Annotated in this window: 7 protein-coding genes; 5 read left to right on the top strand and 2 right to left on the bottom strand. The window is 72.6% G+C overall.

Features of this window, described 5'->3' with window-relative positions:
* Positions 1-141: 141 nt before the first annotated feature.
* The 3 genes from ACFQQJ_RS10945 to ACFQQJ_RS10935 all read left to right on the top strand — a co-directional run bounded on the left by ACFQQJ_RS10945 (position 142) and on the right by ACFQQJ_RS10935 (position 17483).
* Positions 142-588 (top strand): TadE/TadG family type IV pilus assembly protein, encoded by a 447-nt coding sequence (locus ACFQQJ_RS10945; RefSeq protein WP_377106424.1) that lies wholly within the window; start codon positions 142-144, stop codon positions 586-588.
* Positions 585-2201 (top strand): hypothetical protein, encoded by a 1617-nt coding sequence (locus ACFQQJ_RS10940; RefSeq protein WP_377106422.1) that lies wholly within the window; start codon positions 585-587, stop codon positions 2199-2201. Before ACFQQJ_RS10945 ends, ACFQQJ_RS10940 begins: the two co-directional genes overlap by 4 nt.
* Before the next feature lie 405 nt (positions 2202-2606).
* Entirely contained in the window at positions 2607-17483 is a 14877-nt protein-coding gene (locus tag ACFQQJ_RS10935) for a DUF5979 domain-containing protein (RefSeq protein ID WP_377106420.1), read from the top strand.
* Positions 17484-17492: 9 nt separating this feature from the next.
* On the opposite strand, the gene ACFQQJ_RS10930 is transcribed toward ACFQQJ_RS10935, so the two are convergent.
* On the bottom strand, positions 17493-18395 hold the full coding sequence (locus tag ACFQQJ_RS10930; RefSeq protein ID WP_377106418.1) for an N-acetylmuramoyl-L-alanine amidase: 903 nt from the start codon (positions 18393-18395) through the stop codon (positions 17493-17495).
* Positions 18396-18410: 15 nt separating this feature from the next.
* On the opposite strand from ACFQQJ_RS10930, the gene ACFQQJ_RS10925 reads away from it, so the two are divergent.
* Positions 18411-18779 (top strand): GNAT family N-acetyltransferase, encoded by a 369-nt coding sequence (locus tag ACFQQJ_RS10925; RefSeq protein WP_377106416.1) that lies wholly within the window; start codon positions 18411-18413, stop codon positions 18777-18779.
* 482 nt (positions 18780-19261) lie between these two features.
* On the top strand, positions 19262-19786 hold the full coding sequence (locus tag ACFQQJ_RS10920) for a hypothetical protein (protein ID WP_377106415.1): 525 nt from the start codon (positions 19262-19264) through the stop codon (positions 19784-19786).
* Between the two features lie 31 nt (positions 19787-19817).
* Here the strand turns inward: ACFQQJ_RS10920 and ACFQQJ_RS10915 are convergent, their stop codons facing one another.
* Positions 19818-20789, bottom strand: a complete 972-nt coding sequence (locus tag ACFQQJ_RS10915) for an adenosine deaminase (protein WP_377106413.1) — start codon at positions 20787-20789, stop codon at positions 19818-19820.
* Positions 20790-20792: the final 3 nt, after the last annotated feature.

Here is a 20792-nt window from a genome sequence, read left to right as displayed (position 1 = left end):
GCCGGACGAGGTTGGGCCTCCGGGAGGTTCCGGTGGGCTAATCTGGCCCGTTCGCCAGCGCATTGACAGTGTTCGGGTGCGGGCCTAGACTCGCATTAATTCTGGAGGGGTCCGGAGTAACGAAATACGGCAGAATTTGGAGTGCGCGTGTCTACCTTGCGGGGTTCGCGCAAGTTGCAGCGTGGTGCGGCTGCACTTGAGTTCGCGTTGGTCGTACCCATCTTGATCATGCTCGTGTTCGGGGTCGTCGACTTCGGGCTCATGATCAGCAACCAGGCGGTGTTCGCCAACGCGTCCCGCGACGCTGCCCGCACGGGCAGCTTCTTCGGCACGAAGTCCGAGATCGAGACCGTGGTGACCTCGGAGACCAAGTTCCTGCCGACCGTCAGCAACGTCGTCGTCACCGTGACCTGCCGCAAGCCCGGCAGCCCGGGCACCGCGTGCTCCAGCAACTACGACGCCGAGCGCGAGTCCGGCGGCACCGTGATCGTGAACATCTCCTACACGCACAACTGGCTCACCCCGGCGCTCCTCGGGTTGCCGAACACGTCGGTGATCACCAAGACGAGCGAGATGAGAATCGAATGAGCGAGGCCCGGAGGCGGATCATCCGCGAGCGGGAGCGGGGGGCCACGGCCCTGGTCCTCGCCCTGGTGATGCTGATCCTGATGGCCGGCGCGGCGCTCGGCATGGACATTGCCAAGCTGGCCTACGAGCGGCAGGCGCTGCGCGCCGCCGTCGACGCGGCCGCCCAGGCGGGCAGCTACGCCCTCCCCGACGCGACGACCGCCGTCTCCGACGCCAAGGAGTTCCTGGTCAACAGCGCGCCCGACCTCAAGCTCGACAAGACCAAGCTCGACGTCAAGCTCTACTGCGCGGTCGCGGTCAAGACCGGCACCACGAACTCTCCCGACGAGAATCAGGTGCCCGGCATCTGCAACCCGGGCACGGCGTGGGTCAAGGGCCAGGCCGCCACGGCGTGCAACGGCCAGATCTGCCTGCTGCCCTGCGGCGGCTCCGGCGCGGCGTGCAACACCATCAAGGTGTCGTACCAGAAGGTCGTGAACTTCGTCTTCGCGCCGGCCATCGGCATCCCGACCGGGACCACCGGTGCCGTCAGCTCCGCGTCCTGCAAGGGCATGTGCGGCGCGCTCGCGCCCAACCCGCTCGACATCGTGGTGATGGCGGACCGAACGCCATCGATGAACAACGGCACCAGTGCCTTCGCGAACATGAAGCAGTCCCTGAAGGACATGCTGCTCACAATGAACCGCGACCAGCAGCTGGTGGCGTTCGGCACCATCGCCAAGAGCGTGCCGACGAGTACGTGTCTCTCGGCGGAACCCACGAACGCGAGCGGCAGCTCGTACCCGAACGCATTCGCCGAGAACCCGACGACGATCGCCACGACCAAGAGCAAGGTCCCCCAGACCAACAAGCTGTGGACCTTCAACGGCAACTGGGTTCCGGTCGGCTACTCGTACAACTACACGACCGGCTCGCCGACCACGAACAACCTCGCGGTGAACACCGGCTCGGACATCTACAAGGCGATCAACTGTCTCGACTACTCCGACAGCAAAGTGGACTACCCCGCGGCGAGCAGCGGCTACAAGGTCTCCACCAACGAGGGCACGCACCTGGCCGCGGCGCTGAAGGGCGCCACGCGGTACATCCTGAACACGCCCAGCTCCGGTGCCGGCCTGCCGGACCGCTCGATGTACGGCACCCCGAAGAAGGTCATCATCTTCGAGACCGACGGTGCGCCGTCCGAGCTGTTCAACAGCTCCTCCAGCGCGATCTCCCTCGGCGACAGCCACGACATCGGCTACACCGGCGGCTCGGACGTCGGCAACGGCCTCGCGCAGTCGTGCAAGAACCTGCTCGACATCGCCACGCTGGCCAAGGCGCAGGGCATCAAGATCATCACGATCGGCGTCGGTGACGTGAACACCGCGACGTGCGGCACCCAGGGCAACGTCCGTGACGTGCTGGCCAAGGTGGCCTCGCCCAAGGCCAGCGGTGCGAACAGCGACGCGGTGAACTGCAATCTCAGCGGGAACACCGCGCTGGAGAACTCCGACGGCGACAACTACTTCTGCGCAGCGTCCGCGGGCGACCTGTCCTCGATCTTCGCCGCTGCCGTGGCCTCGATCACCGGGAACACCAAGTTCATCAAGGTGCCGGGGGTCAGCGACTAGCAGGACCGCACCGGGGGACCCGTGGCGGCGGGCCCCCCTTCTGGCTGTCCGGGCAGCGTGTCGCGGTCACCGTCGCCATCCGCCGGACGCTAGGCTTCCGGCGTCCCTGCCCCGCCAGACGCGGACGACACACGCAGGGCCTCTCACCCCACGGCTCCGCCGGGCCACGCCCGGCCGGCTGTTCGGCGCGCGTGAAAACAGCGGTGGGCCTGGTCACCCGAAATGGTGACAAATGGCCCAATAATGCCGTCCCCCGAAGAGGGGACAATGCAGTTGTTTTGTCCCCAGAACGGGTGACAAATCACACGTTGTACGGGGTTGATTAGGTCAAAGAGTTGGAATTGCGCGGAGCTTTGGTATAGCTTTGCATCGACATGGTCATCTCTTTTAGGGGAAAGGATGAGCATGCTGAAAAACCGAGGGGTGTCGTGGGTCCTGGCCTTGGCCTTGGCCTGCGTCGGCCTGGTCGTGTTCCCGACCACGGCCGCCGCCGCGACGACGATCACAGTTTCAGCTGCCCAGAACGTGCAGGCCCAGATGGCGCTGCACTACGGGTCGACCGCAGCGTCCGCGAGCGGCGGCACGGCGAACTACCAAGCCAGCGACTGTTTGCGGCTGGGTAGTGAGACCGGCACGGCGACGACCGGCAACCTCGCCAACACGGGCGGCACGGCGATCTCGAGCGCGACCACGGGCGACACGGCCTACGTGTCCTCGGGCAGCATGGTGTGGGCCGCGCACGGCACCAGCAACTCCAACGGCACCACCTGCCCCAACAACTCCCGCTTCAGCGCCGATTATCAAAAACTCAGCCTGGACTCCCAGAGCGCGCTGGGGTTCGCGCCCGCTTCGGTGTCTGTGATCTCGCCGGGCACGATCTTCAACCTGGGCCGCATGGCCCACAAGAACACCGGCATCTACCTGAACTCCGGCAACTCCTTTTTCCGGGGAAACCTGAACCTCCAGTTCATGGGAATGGCGCTGTCCTACAGCTACGAGATGAACGAGACCTCGGGCACTGACGTGCCCGACACCACGACGTTCCTCAACCAGATCAGCGACCAGACCTTCACCTACGACGGGCTCACCTACACCCTGCTCATCCGGGGCTTCACGGCCCCGCAGTCGGGCAGCACGTGCAACGCCACCGTCGCATCACTGAGCTCGGTCACCACCACCTTCACCACGCCGGAGAGCGCGACCACGTCCGGGTGCCTGTACGCCCAGGTGCAGCAGGTCCGCACGCTCACCATCGCCAAGCAGGCGCTCGCGCCGTATGGCGCTCCGGCCGCGTACCCGGCTTTCAGCTACACCGCCAGTAGCGACCTCACCGGTTCGCCGTGGGGCAGTGCCTTCACGCTCGCCCCGACCGGCACCGGGACGGCGGGGCGGGCCACCCGGCAGGCGAACCTGGTCACCGGCCAGACGATCAACATCGCCGAGGTCGCGCCGACGGCCACCGACTGGGCGTTCACGTCCCTGACCTGCGTGGACGGGTCGGGCAGCTCCGTGATCGACGGCCTCACGGTGAGCGGCGCCGGCATCCGGTTCTCCGGCGACTACTCCACGTCGTCCGCAGCCGCGGCGCCGATCACGTGCACCTACACCAACACCTACACCCCGCACGCCACGCTGACGCTGGTCAAGCAGGTCACCACCACCGGCCAGAGCGGCACACTCGCCACCCCGGCCGACTGGACGCTGTCCGCGACCGGCACCTCCAGCATCTCCGGCGCGAGCGGGAGCGCGGCGGTGACCTCGCGCACCGTGATCGCCGGCAGCTACAGCCTCGCCGAGGTGGCGGCCAACCCCGCGACCACCGCGGGCTACGTGCAGGACGGCGCCTGGACCTGCACCGGTGGCACGCTGAGCGGCACGAGCCTCACGCTCGCCGCCGGCCAGAGCGCCACGTGCACCGTGCGCAACAAGTACGCCTACGGCACGCTCGCGATCACCAAGACGGTGACCGGCGGTGGCTACACCGGCGGCACCGCGAAGGCCTTCTCCGCGTCCTACACCTGCACCAACGGCACCGCGACAGTGCGCTCGGGCACGGTGACCCTCCACCCCGGCGCCACCAACGGCACCGCCGGGGCTCCGGTCGTGGTCGACTACATCCCGGCCAACAGCAGCTGCACCGTCGTCGAGACCAGCCCGCCCACCGGGACGTCCACCGACCTCACCAACCCCTCCTGGGAGTGGGGGTCGCCGGCCAACCCGGCGGCGGTCACGATCGCCATGGACGCGACCACGACGGTCAACATCACCAACCCGAACGCGCGCCAGGTGGGGTCGCTCCAGCTCTCCAAGGCCGTCGCGCCCCGCTCCGGCGTGCCCGGCGGCGGGTACTCCGGCGGCTCGACCCGCACCTTCCCGCTGACGTACTCCTGCCAGCTCGGCGGCAGTACTGTCGCCTCCGGCACGGTGGACGTGTCGACCGGCACGCCGGTGACCATCCCGGGCATCCCGGCGTCCAGCACCTGCTCGGTGACGTCGGAGGACCAGTCGGCGAAGGCCGGCGACTTCCTCGACGCGTCCTACGCCTGGGACGGCTACACCGCCGGCGGCGCCGTGACGATCGCGAACAACGCCACCAGCACGCTGACCGTCACGAACCACTTCCGCCGTGACCTGGTCACCCTGAACCTCGCCAAGGAGGTCACGGGCGCCGGCTACGCGGGCTCCGGGGCCGACTTCCGGATCGCGTACGACTGCGGTGCGCCGTACAGCGGCACCGTCCAGGTCGCCGCCGGTGGCTCGCAGCCGGTGAGCGTCCCCGCGGGCGTGGCCTGCACCGTCGCCGAGCAGGCGCCGTCCGACAGCCTGCTGCGGGCCGGCTTCGTGTGGGGCGACCCCACCTACGCAGGGCTCACCAGCGGGACGATCACCGTTCCGCGCGGCGGCAGCGGCACCGTCACCGTCACCAATCCCACGAGCATCGGCTACGGGCGCCTCCAGGTGACCAAGGCGATCGACAGCTTCGGCACGCAGGTGGCCAACGGCACGACGTTCGACGTCAGCGTCTCCTGCAACGCCCCCGCGCAGGGCGCGGCGTCCGACTATGCGGAGACGTTCACGCTGAGCTGGCCGTCCGCGGTCACCGCGATCACCCCGTACCTGCCGACCGGGGCCTCCTGCACGGTCGCAGAGACCGACGCCCCGACCGGGAACGAGGGACTGCCCAACGCGTCCTACGCGTGGAAGTCCGCCCCCGACGCGGCCACGGCGAAGGTGCCCGACACCGAGGCGCCCAAGCACGTCACGGTCACCAACGACATCCGCCGCGTCACCGCGCCGTTCACGATCCGCAAGGACATCGTCAACCACACGGGCGTGGGCACCGCCGGCGCGTCGTTCTCCGGCGGCTACCGCTGCGACTACAACAACGGCGAGACCGTGGAGGCGGGCTCGTGGAGCATCACCGGCCAGGGCACGGCCAGGACCGTCGACGTGCTCGTGGGCTCGGTGTGCACCGTGACGGAGGACACCCCCGGCGCGCCCGTGGACGGCGACCGCTCCTACACCTGGTCGACCCAGACCCCGGACGCGACCGCCGTCGGCACCGACGGTGCGGAGGCGACCGTCGTGAACACGCTGAACCGGGCCGAGGGCTCGTTCAACGTGGCCAAGAGCGTGGACGGAGGCACGGCGGGCACAGCGTTCCCGGCCGGCGCCGACTTCCGCTTCAGCTACCACTGCACGCCGCTGAGCGGCGACGAGATCTCCGGCACCCTGACCGTGAACGCCGGGGACGCGAAGGCTCCCGCAGAGGCTGTCCCCGGCGGGTCCACCTGCACGGTGACCGAGCTCGACGACCCCGGGACCATCGACCCGTACCGCTGGGACGGCGTCGACCTGGCCGTGTCCGGCGACGCCTCGCACACCGGCCAGGACGGGCGGAGCATCACCTTCACCACCACGGACGACGCCCAGCCGGTCAGCGTCCGCGCGGTCGACAGGATCAGCGCGAAGACCGGCAGCGTCCGGGTCACCAAGACCGTCACCGGCGAGACCGCCGGCTACACCGGGGGCGCGGTGTTCCCCGTCACCCTGACCTGTGACACCGGCGTGCAGGGGACGCGGGACGTCGCCGGCGGCGACAGCGTGACTTTCGACGGGATCCCGGTCGGCTCCACCTGTTCGGCGAGCGAGGGCGCCACCCACGGAGGCCTGCTCGACGGCTCCTACGCTTGGGGCGACCCGACCATCGGGGACGCGGTGAAGCTCTCCGACCCGGGCACGGCCGACATCGCGATCTCGAACCCGGTGAGCCGCGTCTACGCCGGTGTCGAGGTGGCCAAGATCATCGACGACGGCGGCTTCGCCGGCGTGGCCGACCCCGGGCAGCGGTTCAGCGGCGAGTGGTCCTGCCGCTACCGCGGCGAGGACCCGGTGAGCGGCACGTGGTCGTCCACCGGCAGCGCAGCGGGCACCGTCGCCACGCTCACCGGGGACGCCGGGCACGTGCTCGTCGGCTCCGAGTGCTCCGTGACCGAGGACACGTCCTTCGGCGCGCCGAGCGACGACCCGTCCTACCGCTGGGACGCCACGCCGTCCTTCCACGGCGTCACCGTCGAGGCGGGCGAGCCGAACCGGCTCACCGTCACCAACACGCTGCGCCGCGACACCGGCCGGGTCACGGTCGCCAAGGAGCTGGCCGGCGAGACCGGCGGCTACGCCCCGTCCGGAAGCTTCGCCGGGTTCAGCGTCACCGCGCGCTGCTACCTGCACGACCCGGACGAGAGCGGACGCCTCGAGGCCACCGTCGCCGTCCGGCCGGGTGAGTCGGCCACCGCCATCGACGGCGTCCCGTACGGCTGGACCTGCACGGTGAGCGAGGGTTCCTTCCCGACCCCCGGCCAGCTGCGCGACGCGTCCTACGCCTGGGACCTCCAGACCGTGGCGTTCGGCAACGGCACCCCGACCACCGTCGTGACGGCCGGCAACGACGCGCCGCAGGCCGTCGTCACCAACAGCATCCGCCGCGTCTACGGCCAGGTCGCCGTCAGCAAGGCCTACGGCAGCGGCACGGCGGACGCCGTGCGCCCGGGTACCGCGTTCACCGGCGCCTACGCGTGCACGTACGGCCAGGAGCGTTACACCGGCACCTGGTCGGTCACCGGGGACGGCCCCGCCACGCTCACCGGCGACACCCTGATCCCGTTCACCGCGGAGTGCACGGCCACGGAGGACGCCCCGTCCGACAGCGCCCTGCTGGACACGTCCTACACCTGGGCCGCGCCCGACCTCGGCGGCACCGTCGAGGTGGCCTCGGCCGCGGAGCCGGCGCAGCTGGTCGTCACCAACACCGCGACCCGCCGCTGGTCCGGGCTCGAGATCACGAAGGCCTACGACGGCCCGGCCGGGGCGTTCGCCGCCGACCTCACCGTCCGCGGCTCCTGGGCGTGCACGTACCGCGGCACCGTCGCGGCGTCCGGCAGCTGGCAGCTGCCCGCCTCGGGCGGCACCCTCGTCGTCGCGCGGCCGTCCGACCAGGTGATCCCTGCCTCGGCGAGCTGCGCCGTCGTCGAGGACACCCTCTCGCCCGACCAGCTCACGGACGGGTCCTTCGCGTGGCAGCCGGCCACGTACTCCCCGGCCTCGGGCACGGTCGAGGTGGCCGCCGGCGAGACCGCGTCCGTGACCGTCACCAACACGGTCGAGCGGGTGCGGGCGACCTTCACCGTCGCCAAGAACGTCGAGCTCGGCAACGGCGTGGACGCCGCGGCGCTCGAGTCCGACCTGACCTTCTCCGGGCGCTACCGCTGCACCCACGAGGGCGACGACCCGGTGACCGGCGACTGGGGCCCGGTCGCAGGGGGTGCGGAGTGGACGAGCCCGCCGGTCCTGGCCGGCTCCCGGTGCTCGGTGACGGGCGAGGACGAGCCGCCCGCCCCGTCCAAGACCGACGACTCCTACCTGTGGGGCACGCCCGACCTGGGCAGCCCGGTCACCGTCGCGACGACCGGCTCCGGCATCGTGGTGACCAACCCGGTCAGCCGCGTCACCGGCTCGTTCGGCGTGACGAAGGTGCTCACCGGGGACACCGAGGCGATCGACCCTGCCGCGCTCTACCAGTTCTCGTGGCGCTGCACGGCCGCCAATGGCGACCGCTTCCCTGCCGCGGCCCCGGGCACCTTCTCGCTCACCGCGGGCAGCACGTGGAACGCCCCGGACGACGTCCCGGTGGGCAGCGCCTGCCAGGTCACCGAGGACACCCCGCCCGCGCCGGACGACCCGTCCTACGCCTGGACCACGCAGCTGAGCGCCGCCAATGCGACCGGCACCACCTCCGGCCGGACGATCAGCTTCGACCTCCCCGGCGGCGCGGCCCCGGTGTCGGTGACCGTGACCAACACGCTGACCCGCACCAAGGGCAGCTTCACCGTCGCCAAGTCCTCCGACCCGGCCAGCGGCGCCACCGTCGTCCCGGGCCAGGCCATCCACTACACGGTCACCGTGACCGGCGCGCGCACGGGCTTCACCCGTGACGTCGTGGTCACCGACGCCCTCGCCGGCGTCCTGGGCAACGCCGACGTCGCCGACATCGCCGCCAGCCAGGGCAGCGCGGCGCTGTCGGGCACCGACCTGGTCTGGACGGTCGGCACCGTCCGTGCCGGCGCCGTGCTGACGCTGGCCTACACCGCCACCGTGAAGGCGGGCGTGGCCGGCCTCGACCTGACCAACACCGTGTCGGCGACCGGCGAGACCAACCCGCCGGCCTGCGGCAGCGCGTGCACGACCGTCCACCACACGCCGTCGTGGACGCTGGCCAAGAGCTCCGACCCGGCCAGCGGCTCGGTCGTGGAGCCGGGCGACGTGATCACCTACACCCTGTCGGCGCGTAACACCTCCGGCGCGGTCGTCTCCGGCGCCACCGCGACCGACGACCTTTCCGGGCTGGCGGACGCCGACGTCGCGTTCACCTCGCCGGAGCTCAGCCGGGCCGGCGACACGCTCACCTGGGCGATCCCGACGATGGCCCCCGGTGACCACCGGACGGTGACCTACACCGCGCGCGTCAAGGACGGCGCGGACGGCGCGGTGCTGCGCAACACGGTCACGCCGCACGGCGCGGGCGCCTCCTGCATCGGCGGCTGCGCCACCACCTCCTCCACGCTGGAGTGGGAGCTCGCGAAGACCTCCGTCCCGGCCTCCGGCACGGTCGTCGCCCCCGGTGACGAGATCAGCTGGACGCTGTCGGTGACCAACACCGGCCCGGTGGCCCTGCCCGGCGCCACCGTCCACGACGACATCTCCGACGTGGTGGACGACGCCGTCCTCGGTGCCCTGCCCGCCGGCCTGACCCGCTCCGGGGACACCCTCACCTGGGCGGTCCCTGCGCTGGCCCCCGGCGCGACGGCCGACGTCACCTACACCGCGACCGTGTCCGCGGGCGCGCTCGGCGCCACGCTGCGCAACATCGCGACGCCGGCCGGCACGGGTGGACACTGCGCGGGCTCCTGCACCACGACGGCGTACACGCCGAGCTGGACGCTGGCCAAGGCGAGCAGCGCCGCCGACGGCGGCACCGTCCTGCCGGGCGACACGATCAGCTACACCCTCACGGTCACCAACACCGGGCCGGCCACGCTGCACGGCGCGACCGCCACCGACGACCTGTCCGACGTGCTGGACGACGCCGCGCTCGTGGCCGTCCCCGACGGCGCGACGCTGGCGGGCAGCACCCTCACCTGGTCGGTGCCCGACGTGGCCGCTGACGAGACGGCGACCCTCACCTACCAGGTACGGGTCACCGACGACGGCGCGACCCTGCGCAACAGCGCGCGCCCGGCCAGCACCGGCGGCACCTGCGCGACGTGCACGACCACCCAGTACACGCCGGCCTGGACGCTGGCGAAGACCTCCGACCCGGCCTCCGGCGCCACCGTCGCGGTGGGCGACACCATCACCTACACGCTGACCGCCACGAACACCGGGCCCGGCGTCGTCTCCGGCGCGACCGCCGCCGACGACCTGTCCGGCGTCCTGGCCAACGCAGAGGTCGCGTTCAGCTCGCCGCAGCTGAGCCGGGACGGCGACCAGCTCACGTGGGCGATCCCGACCCTGCTGCCCGGAGAGCACGCGTCGGTCACCTACACCGCCCGCGTGCTGGCCTCCGGTGTCACGGTGACCAACTCGGTGACAGCGAACGGCCCGGGCGGCACCTGCCTGGCGTGCTCGACGACCCAGTCGACGCCGAAGTGGAGCCTGACGAAGACCTCCGACCCGGCGTCCGGGGCGACCGTCGAACCCGGTGACACGCTCACCTACACGCTCACCGTCGCCAACGAGGGCCCGGTGCCCGTCTCCGGCGCCCGGGTGAGCGACGACCTGTCCGCCGTGCTCGACGACGCCACGCTCGGCGCCCTGCCGGCCGGCCTGTCGCTGGACGGCGCCACCCTGACCTGGACCGTGCCGACGATCCCCGTCGGCGGCGTCGCCTCCGTCAGCTACCCGGTGGTCGTGGACGCCGACGCGCGCGGAGCGGTGCTGACGAACTCGGCCGTGCCCCAGGGCCCGGGCGGCCACTGCGTCCTCGGCTGCACCACCACCGCCTACACCGACGCCTGGACGCTGGCGAAGGCCGCAACCCCCGGCGACGGCGCCACCGTCGAACCCGGTGACACGATCGGCTACACGCTCACCGTCACCAACACCGGGCACGCCACGCTCCGCGGCGCCACGGTCGTCGACGACCTCGCCGACGTGGTGGACGACGCCGACCTCGGCGCCGTGCCCGCCGGCGCGTCGCTGTCGGGCACCACCCTCACCTGGGCGGTGCCGGACGTCGCACCCGGCGACAGCGTGACCCTCACCTACGACGCGGTCGTGCGCGCCGGCGCCACCGGCGTCCGCCTGCACAACGCCGCGTTCCCCGCCAGCACCGGCGGCACCTGCGACGCCGCCTGCGCCACCACCGCCTACACCGGGGCCTGGACGCTGGAGAAGACGTCCGACCCGGCCGGCGGCGTGGTCGAGCCCGGTGACACCATCACCTGGACGCTGACCGCCCACAACACGTCCCGGGCGACGATCTCCGGCGCGACGGCGACCGACGACCTGGCCTCCGTCCTCGCCGCGGCCGACGTGACCGCCACCTCCGCGCAGCTGGACCTCACCGGCACGACGCTCACCTGGTCGATCCCCGACCTCGCACCGGACGAGACCCGGACGGTCACCTACTCCGCGACCGTCCGCGACGGCTCGGACGGCGCGATCCTGGCCAACACCGTCGTGCCGGGCGGGTCCGGCGGCACCTGTGGCGCGTCCTGCGGCACCACGCACACCACGCCGGAGTGGACGCTGGCGAAGACCTCGACCCCCGCCTCCGGCGCCGTCGTGAACCCCGGCGACGTGGTGGGCTACACCCTCACCGTGACCAACACCGGTCCCGCGCCGCTCACCGGCGCGACCGTCACCGACGACCTCTCCGGCCTCGTCGACGACGCCGCCCTCGGCACGCTGCCCACGGGGCTGACCCGCTCCGACGACACCCTCACCTGGGCGGTGCCGAACGTCGCTCCCGGCGGGACCGCGTCCGTCACCTACACCGTGACCGTCGACGCCGACGCCCGTGGCGCGACGCTCACGAACGCCGCGTCCCCTGCCTCCGCCGGCGGCGGCTGCACCACCTGCACCACCACGGCGACCACGCCGGCCTGGACGCTGGCCAAGGCCAGTGACGCGGGCCCGGTCGTCCACGCCGGTGACACGATCACCTACACGCTCGCCGTGACCAACACGGGTCCGGCGACGCTGCACGGTGCGAGCGCCGTCGACGACCTGTCCGACGTGCTGGACGACGCGACGCTGGTGGCCGTGCCCGACGGGGCGACCCTGTCCGGCACCACGCTGACCTGGCCGGTCCCCGACGTCGCCCCCGGGGCCACGGCCACGCTGGCCTACCAGGTGACGGTCGACGCCGACGGCGCAACCCTGCGCAACACCGCGAGCCCGGTCGGGCCCGGCGGGCGCTGCCTCGAGTGCACCACCACGTCGAGCACGCCCGGCTGGACGCTGGAGAAGACGTCCGACCCGGCCTCCGGCGCCACGGTCGCCTCCGGCGGGACGATCACCTACACGCTGACCGCCACCAACACCTCGAGTGTCCCGGTGACCGGCGCCACCGCCGTCGACGACCTGTCCGGCGTGCTCGCCGGCGCGGACGTCACCGCGACCAGCGACGAGCTCACCCGGGACGGCACGACCCTCACCTGGGCGGTCCCGACGCTGGCCCCCGGCCAGACCCGCACCGTGACCTACACCGCACGCGTGCGCGCCGACGGCGCCGTGATCGCCAACAGCGCCACCCCGCACGGCGAGGGCGGCGCCTGCGGCACGGGATGCTCCACCGTCGCCTACAGCCCGCAGTGGTCGCTGGCGAAGACCACGGACGCCACCACCGTGGTGAACCCGGGCGACACCGTGCACTACACGCTCACCGTGACCAACACCGGCCCGGTCGCCGTCGCCGGCGCGACGGTCACCGACGACGTCTCCGCCCTGGTCGACGACGCCGACCTCGGCAGTCTCCCGTCCGGGCTGACCCGGTCCGGGACCACCCTCACCTGGGAGGTGCCGGACGTGCCGGTCGGCGGCACCGCATCGGTCACCTACGCCGCGCGGGTGCACGACGACGCCCTCGGCGCCACCCTGCGCAACACCGCTGAGGCCGCCTCCGCCGGGGGGAGCTGCACTACTTGTACTACTACGCAGTACACGCCGTCCTGGACCCTGGCGAAGGCCAGTAGCGCCGGACCGGGTGCCACCGTCACCCCCGGCGCCACGCTCGACTACACGCTCACCGTCACCAACACCGGTCCGTTCGCGCTCACCGGCGCCCGCGTCACCGACGACCTGTCCGACGTGCTCGACGACGCCGACCTCCCGGCGGTGCCCGCCGGCGCGACGCTGACCGGCACCACCCTGGACTGGGCGGTGCCCGAGGTCGCCCCCGGCGCCACGACGACGCTGGCCTACCGCGTGGTCGTCAAGGCCGGCGCGGACGGCGTCCGGCTGGCCAACACGGCCGCGCCGGACAGCGTCGGCGGCACCTGTCCCGACACCTGCGCCACCGTCGCGCACACCCCGTCCTGGACGCTGGAGAAGTCTTCCGACCCGGCGACGGGGGCGACCGTGGCGCCCGGTGACGTGATCACCTACACGCTGACCGCCACCAACACCTCCCAGGCGGAGATCCGCGGCGCGCTCGCGGTGGACGACCTGTCCGGGGTCCTGCCGCACGCGGCGGTCTCGGCCACCGCCGACGGTCTCGACCTCTCGGGCACCACGCTGACCTGGGCGATCCCGACCCTCGCCCCCGGCGAGCATGCGAGCGTCACCTACACCGCCACCGTGAAGACGGGCGCCGACGGCGTGACCGTGGTGAACTCGGTGGTGCCCGTGGGAGCAGGCGGACGCTGCACCGGCGGGTGCGCGACCACGCAGTCGACCGGCGCGTGGACGCTCTCCAAGACCGCGGACGCGGGCGCCCAGGTGCTGCCCGGGCAGGCGATCCACTACACGCTGACCCTCACCAACACCGGCCCGGTCACGGTGTCCGGCGCCGTCGTGTCCGACGACCTGTCCGACGTGCTGGACGACGCCCTGGTGGGCGACCTCGGCGCGGGCCTCGCCCGTACCGGCACCACCCTGCTGTGGGCCGTGCCCGACGTGCCGGTCGGCGGCACGGTGTCGGTCGGCTACACCGCCACCGTGGCCGCCGGATCCTCCGGCGCGACGCTCACCAACACGGCCGCCCCGGTGACCAGCGGTGGGCGCTGCGACAGCTGCACCACCACGCAGGCCACCCCGGCCTGGACGCTGGCCAAGACCTCCACCCCGGCCGACGGCGCCACCGTCGCCCCGGGTGACACCCTCACCTACACGCTCACGGTGACCAACACCGGCGCAGCACCGCTGACCGGCGCCGAGGCGTCCGACGACCTGTCCGGCCTGGTCACGCACGCGACGCTGGGCGCGCTGCCGGCCGGCCTGGTCCGCACCGGCGACACCCTCACCTGGTCGGTGCCGGAGGTGCCGGTCGGCGGAACGGCGTCCGTCACCTACACCGCCGTCGTGGACGCGGGCGCGACCGGTGCCACCCTGGCCAACAGTGCGTACCCGGCCACCACCGGCGGCTCGTGCGCCGGCGCCTGCACCACCGTCGCCCACACCGGCGCCTGGACGCTCGCCAAGTCGAGCACCCCCGGCAACGGCGCGATCGTCGTGCCCGGTGACACCATCACCTGGACCCTCACCGCCACCAACACCTCCGGCGCGGTCGTGTCGGGCGCCTTCGCCCGCGACGACCTGTCGGGCGTGGTCGACGACGCCTCGGTGTCCTTCAGCTCCCCGCAGCTCACGCTGCTGGGCGACACCCTCACCTGGGCGATCCCCGCACTCGCGCCCGGCGCGTCCACGTCGGTGAGCTACACCGCCGTGGTGACCGCGGACGGCGCAACGATCACCAACACCGTCGCCCCGGTGGGCGACGCCGGCTCGTGCACCAGCTGCTCCACCACCCAGTACACGCCGTCGTGGACGCTGGCGAAGACCTCCGACCCGGCGTCCGGCGCGGTCGTCGCACCCGGCAGCACGGTCGGCTACACGCTGACCGTGACGAACACCGGCCCGGCCCCGCTGAACGGTGCGATCGTGTCCGACGACGTCTCCGACGTGGTGGACGAGGCCACTCTCGGCACCCTGCCCGACGGGCTGACCCGGGGCGGCGACACGCTCACCTGGGCGGTGCCCGCGGTGGCTCCGGGAGGGACGGCCAGCGCCACCTACACCGCGACGGTCACCGTGGCGGGGGCGACCCTGCGCAACACCGCGACCCCGGCCTCGACCGGCGGGACCTGCCCCGACGAGTGCTCCACGACCACCTACACGCCGTCGTGGACGCTGGCGAAGTCCTCGCCGCTGGACGGCGCGACGGTGGCTCCCGGGACGGTCGTGGCCTACACGTTGAGGGTGACGAACACGGGTCCTGCGGCGTTGCGTGGTGCGTTGGTGGGCGATGACCTGTCCGATGTGCTGGACGACGCCGACCTCGGGGTGTTGCCTCCGGGTGCCTCGCTGGTGGGTTCGACGCTGACCTGGGCGGTGCCGGACGTGGCGCCGGGCGCGTCGGTGTCGCTGGACTACTCCGCGACGGTGAGGCCGGGTGCGCTGGGCGTGAGCCTGCGGAACACGGCGTCCCCGGCGTCGGCGGGCGGGTCGTGCGTGGGTTCGTGCGCGACGCTCACCCACACACCGGCGTGGACGTTGTCGAAGTCGTCGGATGCGCCGGCGGTCGTGGTGCCGGGTGATGTGATCACCTACACGCTGACCGCGGTGAACACCTCCGATGGTGTGGTGGCTGGTGCGTCGGCTTCCGACGACCTGTCCGACGTGCTGGACGATGCGACGCTGGGTGCGTTGCCGGCGGGTGTGAGCCTCGATGGTGGCACCTTGACGTGGGCGATCCCGACGCTGGCTGCGCACGAGACGGCATCGGTGTCGTACGCGGTGACGGTGACCGCTGATGGTGCGACGGTCACCAACACGGTGGTGCCCTCGGGTGTGGGTGGGTCGTGCGCGACCTGCACGACCACGTCCCACTCGGTGGCCTGGACGCTGGCCAAGACCAGCGACCGCGGCCCGGCGGCCCTGCTCCAGCCCGGCGACGTGATCACCTACGCGCTGACGGTGACCAACACCGGCCCGGTCGTGCTGAGCGGCGCCACCGTGTCCGACGACGTCTCCGACGTGGTGGACGACGCCACCCTGGGCGCGCTGCCGGCCGGGCTCACCCGGGACGGCGACGCGCTGGCCTGGGCGGTCCCCGACGTGCCGGTCGGCGGCAGCGCCACCGTCACCTACACCGCGACCGTGACCGCCGCCGGTGCGCGGGTGACGAACACCGCCTCCCCGGCCTCCGCCGGCGGCACGTGCCCCGACGGGTGCAGCACCACGGCCTACACGCCGTCGTGGACGCTGGAGAAGACCTCGGACGCCGCTCCGGGCGCCGTGGTGTCGCCGGGCGACGTGATCACCTACACGCTCACGGTCACCAACCGGGCGTGGACCGCGCTGACCGGCGCGGCCGTCACCGACGACCTCTCCGGCGTCCTCGACCACGCGTCCCTCGTCGCCGTGCCCGAGGGCGGCACGCTCGACGGCACCACGCTCACCTGGGCGGTGCCGGAGATCGGTCCGGGCGCCACCGCCGAGCTCACCTACCAGGTGCGGGTGGCCGACGACGCCCGGGGCGTCACGCTGCACAACCGGGCCGCTCCCGCCGGCGTCGGTGGCACCTGTGTCGTGGACGGCTGCGAGACCACCGCCTACACCGCGGCCTGGACGCTGGCCAAGTCCAGCGACCCCGGCAGCGGCGCCACCGTCGTGCCGGGTGACGTGATCACCTACACGCTCACCGTCACCAACACCGGCCCTGTGGTGGTCGCCGGGGCGATCGTCCACGACGACATGTCCGACCTGCTCGACGACGCCGCCCTCACCGGCGCCCTGCCCGACGGGGCCGCCCTCGACGGCGACCAGCTCACCTGGTCGGTGCCCGACGTGCCGGTCGGCGGCACCGCCGAGCTCCGCTACTCGGTGGTCGTCTCCGACAACGCGTTCGGCAGCACGCTCGCCAATGCGGCCCGGGGCGAGGGCGCCGGGGCCGTCGCGTGCGCGGCCGGGCCCGGCGGCCTCCAGCCCGGGGCCGACGGCTGCCTCACCGAGCACTTCAGCCCGGCCTGGTCGCTGTCGAAGACGTCCGACCCGGTGGCCGGCAGCACCGTGGTGCCCGGCAGCGACGTCACCTACACGCTGCGCGTGCGCAACACCTCGCGCGCCGTGATGACCGGGGCCACCGTGACCGACGACCTCACCGAGGTGCTCGCCTGGGCGGTGCTCGGCGACCTGCCCGACGGGGCAACCCTGAACGGCACCGTGCTCACCTGGGCGGTCCCGACGCTCCAGCCGGGTGAGGAGGCGACCCTCGCCTACACCGTCACCGTCGACGAGGACGCGTACAACGCCTCGTTCACCAACACCGCCGTCCCGGGCGCGGGCGGCTCCTGCCCCGAGACCTGCACGGCGGCGCTCGTGACCACCCCGGCCGTGGTCGACCCGACCCACGACGACGACGGCGACGGCCACGGCGGGACGAGCGGTGGCGGCCTGGCCTACACCGGTGCCGACCTCGGCGCGCTCGGCGTCGGGCTGGTCGCCCTCGCCGCCGGCGCGGGCCTGCTGGTGGTGGGACGGAAGCGGCGCGAGCAGGAGTGAGCCGACGGCTCAGGCGAGCGCGGCCACCAGGCCGTCCGCCAGGGCCTCGGCCGCCTTCTCGCGGAAGGACGCCGAGCGCAGCAGGCGGGCGTCCCTGGCGTTGCGCATGTTGCCCATCTCGAGCATCACGGCCGTCCGCATCGACAGGTTGAGGGTGCCGAGGTCGCTGCGCAGGCTGAGCGCGCTGCCCCCTCCGATGTAGGTGGAGCGGGGCATCGGCGTCCCGCTCTCCAGCGCGTGCCGCAGCGTCCTGGCCAGCGCGAGGGACGCCTTCTCGACAGGGGAGCCGCCCGCCATCGTGGTGCTCACGATCACGTGGAACCCGCGCGCTCCCGACGCGAAGCTGCCGTCGGCGTGGATCGACACCAGCGCGTCCGCCCGCTCGTCGTTGGCGAGCGTCGAGCGCCGGTTCACGCACGGCCCTTCGCCGTGGTCGTCCGGACGGGTCAGCAGCACCCGGGCGCCGCGGGCGCGCAGCGCGGCGGCCAGTGCCTTCGCCTGCGCCCAGTTGTAGGCGTGCTCGGGATAGCCGTCGTTGGTGGCGGTCCCCGAGGAGTTGCAGGGTTTCGTGCGCCCGTTACCGCTGGGCACCTCCCGCAGTTCGCGACGCGTCCAGACACCGTTGTGCCCGGGGTCGATGACGATCACGCGCCCCGCCAACGACGCCTCCGGCGTCGGGTGCTGCGACCCCGGGGCGGGCTCGGTGGCGGTGGCCGAGGCCACGGCGGTAGCGGTGGCAGGGGAGGCGGACGCGTCGGTGGCGCCCTGCGGCGGGACGGCCGCGCCGGACACCGCGGACACCGGGGGCGGCGTCACCCCGGCGACGGCCTGGCACCCCACGAGCACGGTCGCGGCCAGGGCGAGCGCCCCTGCCCGGAGCGCCGGGTGCACGGCCACGCCCTGGGTTCGCACCTCTAGACCATAGCGGTGGGTAAGGGGTGGGTGGCCCCGCCGACCTGGTGCGGGGTGCGACAGTTGCTGCACCGGCCGTGGGGCCGGAGGACGGGAGCCTCAATGGCAGAGGAGTTCCGCCACGACCGCGAGGCGAACCGCTACGAGGTGCTCATCGACGGCCGCGCGGTCGGGGAGGCGCACTACGAGCTGACCGGCGACGTGGCAGCCTTCGACCACACCGAGGTGCTCCCGGAGGTCGGCGGACGGGGCGTCGCCGGACGGCTCGTCCGGTACGCGATGGACGACGTGCGCGCCGCGGGCCGGTGGCGCGTCCGCGCGGTCTGCCCGTACGTGGTGCACTGGTTCGACCGGAACCCCGGCTACGCCGACCTGCTCGCCTGACGGCGGGAGGGTACACCCGCGCCGGTGAAATCCCGAGGGCTGCCCCACCGTCGTGCGGTGGCAATCCTCTGACCTTGCCGACCTCGTCGATCCCGCCGAGGATGAGTGCTCGACAGGTGGGAACGCACCCCCGGCAGGACGCGTGGTGGAGTGGCCGACGTGAACTGGAGCACGTCGCGGCCGCCCCGTCCGGTGGGCACGGGGTTGCGTGAGTGGTGAATTGAGGTGCGCTTTTCGCGCACGGGAGTCCCGGGGTCCAACCGGCGGCCGTCACCCCTCCCGGCTTGTCAGGTGCCGGAAGGCCCCAGCCGAGACGGCGCCTGACAAGCCGGTGAGCCACCGCCGGGCCCCACGTGCCCGAGGCGCGATGCCGGCTTCCTGATACAGCGGTGGGGCGAGAACACTTGCCCAGTGCGGGCGCGCGGGCCGCGGAGCACGCTGGTGGCGACGAGCCCGTGGGGGCTCGGGAGGGATCGGCCGCCATGTCCGAAGCAGTGGTGCAGAAGAACTCCCCGTTCGGGGTCCCGTGGGCGAGCGCGATCGGGTTCGCCGTTGTCGTCCTGGTCTTCCTCGGCCTGTCACTGGCCACGTTCGACCCGCGGGTGAGCACCGTCACGTGGGTGATCCGGATCACCGGCACCGTCGCCTGGGTGGTGTTCGCCCTGCTGCTGGGCTACCGCGACATCGTCGCCAAGAAGGGCGACGGCCCCCAGGACATCGACCGGGTGGCCTTCGACCGCTGGTCGTGGGTCCACGCGACCGCCGGCTGCATGTTCGGGCTGTGGGGCGTCCCCCTGCTGCTGGTCGCGGTCATCACGATCGCCTGGGAGTTCTTCGAGAAGTACGTCCCGGGCTTCGGGGAGAACGAGATCCTCGCGAACCGGATCGTCGACGTGCTCGGCGCCTGGATCGGCTGGACCGTCGTGGCGGTGGTCATCGCGCTCATCGAGGCCGACCAGGTGCCGTTCCTGTGGCCCCTCGCCGACGCGTGGGTCCGCAACCTCTGACCCGCCGAGCGCCGGTTCCCGGCCGTGCGCGTCAGGCAGGCACGGTGGAGAGCAGGCGTTGCTTGTCGGCGGCCGGCAGGAACGACGCCTCGATGCTGTTGCGCGCCAGCGTGGCCACCTGGTCGGGCGTCAGGCCGAACGCGTCGGTGACCGCGGCGATGTTGTCGTCGAGGTAGCCCCCGAAGTAGGCCGGGTCGTCGGAGTTCACGCAGGCCACCAGCCCCGCGTCCAGCATTGCCGGGAGCGGGTGCGCGGACAGTTCGCCGACGGCGCGCAGGCGCACGTTCGACAGTGGGCAGACGGTGAGCGGGATGCGCCGCTCTGCGAGGTGGCGCACGAGCTCCGGATCGGACATCGCCCGGATCCCGTGGTCCACCCGCTCGACCCGCAGGTGCTCCAGCACCTCCCACACGGAGTCCGGCCCGCCCTCCTCGCCGGCGTGGGCGACCGTGTGCAGGCCGTCGGCCCTGGCCCGCGCGTACAGGTCGGCGAACGGCGCGGCGGGGAACCCGATCTCGGAGGAGCACAGGCCCACGCCCAACAGGTCCACCCCGGTCGCGATCGCCTCGGCGTAGCTGCGGGCCGCGTCCTCTGCGGGCAGGTGGCGGAGGAAGGTCAGGATCAGCCCGGCGCTCACGCCGTGGTCGGCCTCCGCGCGCCCGAGGGCGTCCGCCACCCCGGACAGCACGACCGGCGCCGGCACGCCACGCGCCGTGTGCGCCTGGAGGTCGCAGAACACCTCTGCGCGCACCACGCCGGCCCGCGCGGCACGGGCGAGGTAGGCGTCGGTCAGCTCGGCGAAGTCGGCCTCGGTGCGCAGCACCGCCATGTTCGCGTAGTACAGGTCCAGGAAGTCCTGGAGGCAGCCGTAGGAGTAGCGCCCGCGCAGGTCGTCCGCGTCCCGCCAGGGGAGCGCAACCCGGTTGCGCTCGGCCAGCTCGAACACCATCTCCGGCTCGAGCGTGCCCTCGAGGTGGAGGTGCAGTTCGGCGAACGGGAGCATCGG

The sequence above is a fragment of the Propionicimonas sp. T2.31MG-18 genome (genome assembly GCF_964266745.1).
Lineage (GTDB): Bacteria > Actinomycetota > Actinomycetes > Propionibacteriales > Propionibacteriaceae > Propionicimonas.
Note: the sequence above shows the minus strand (reverse complement) of the source record. Positions and strands in the feature narration are given on the sequence as shown.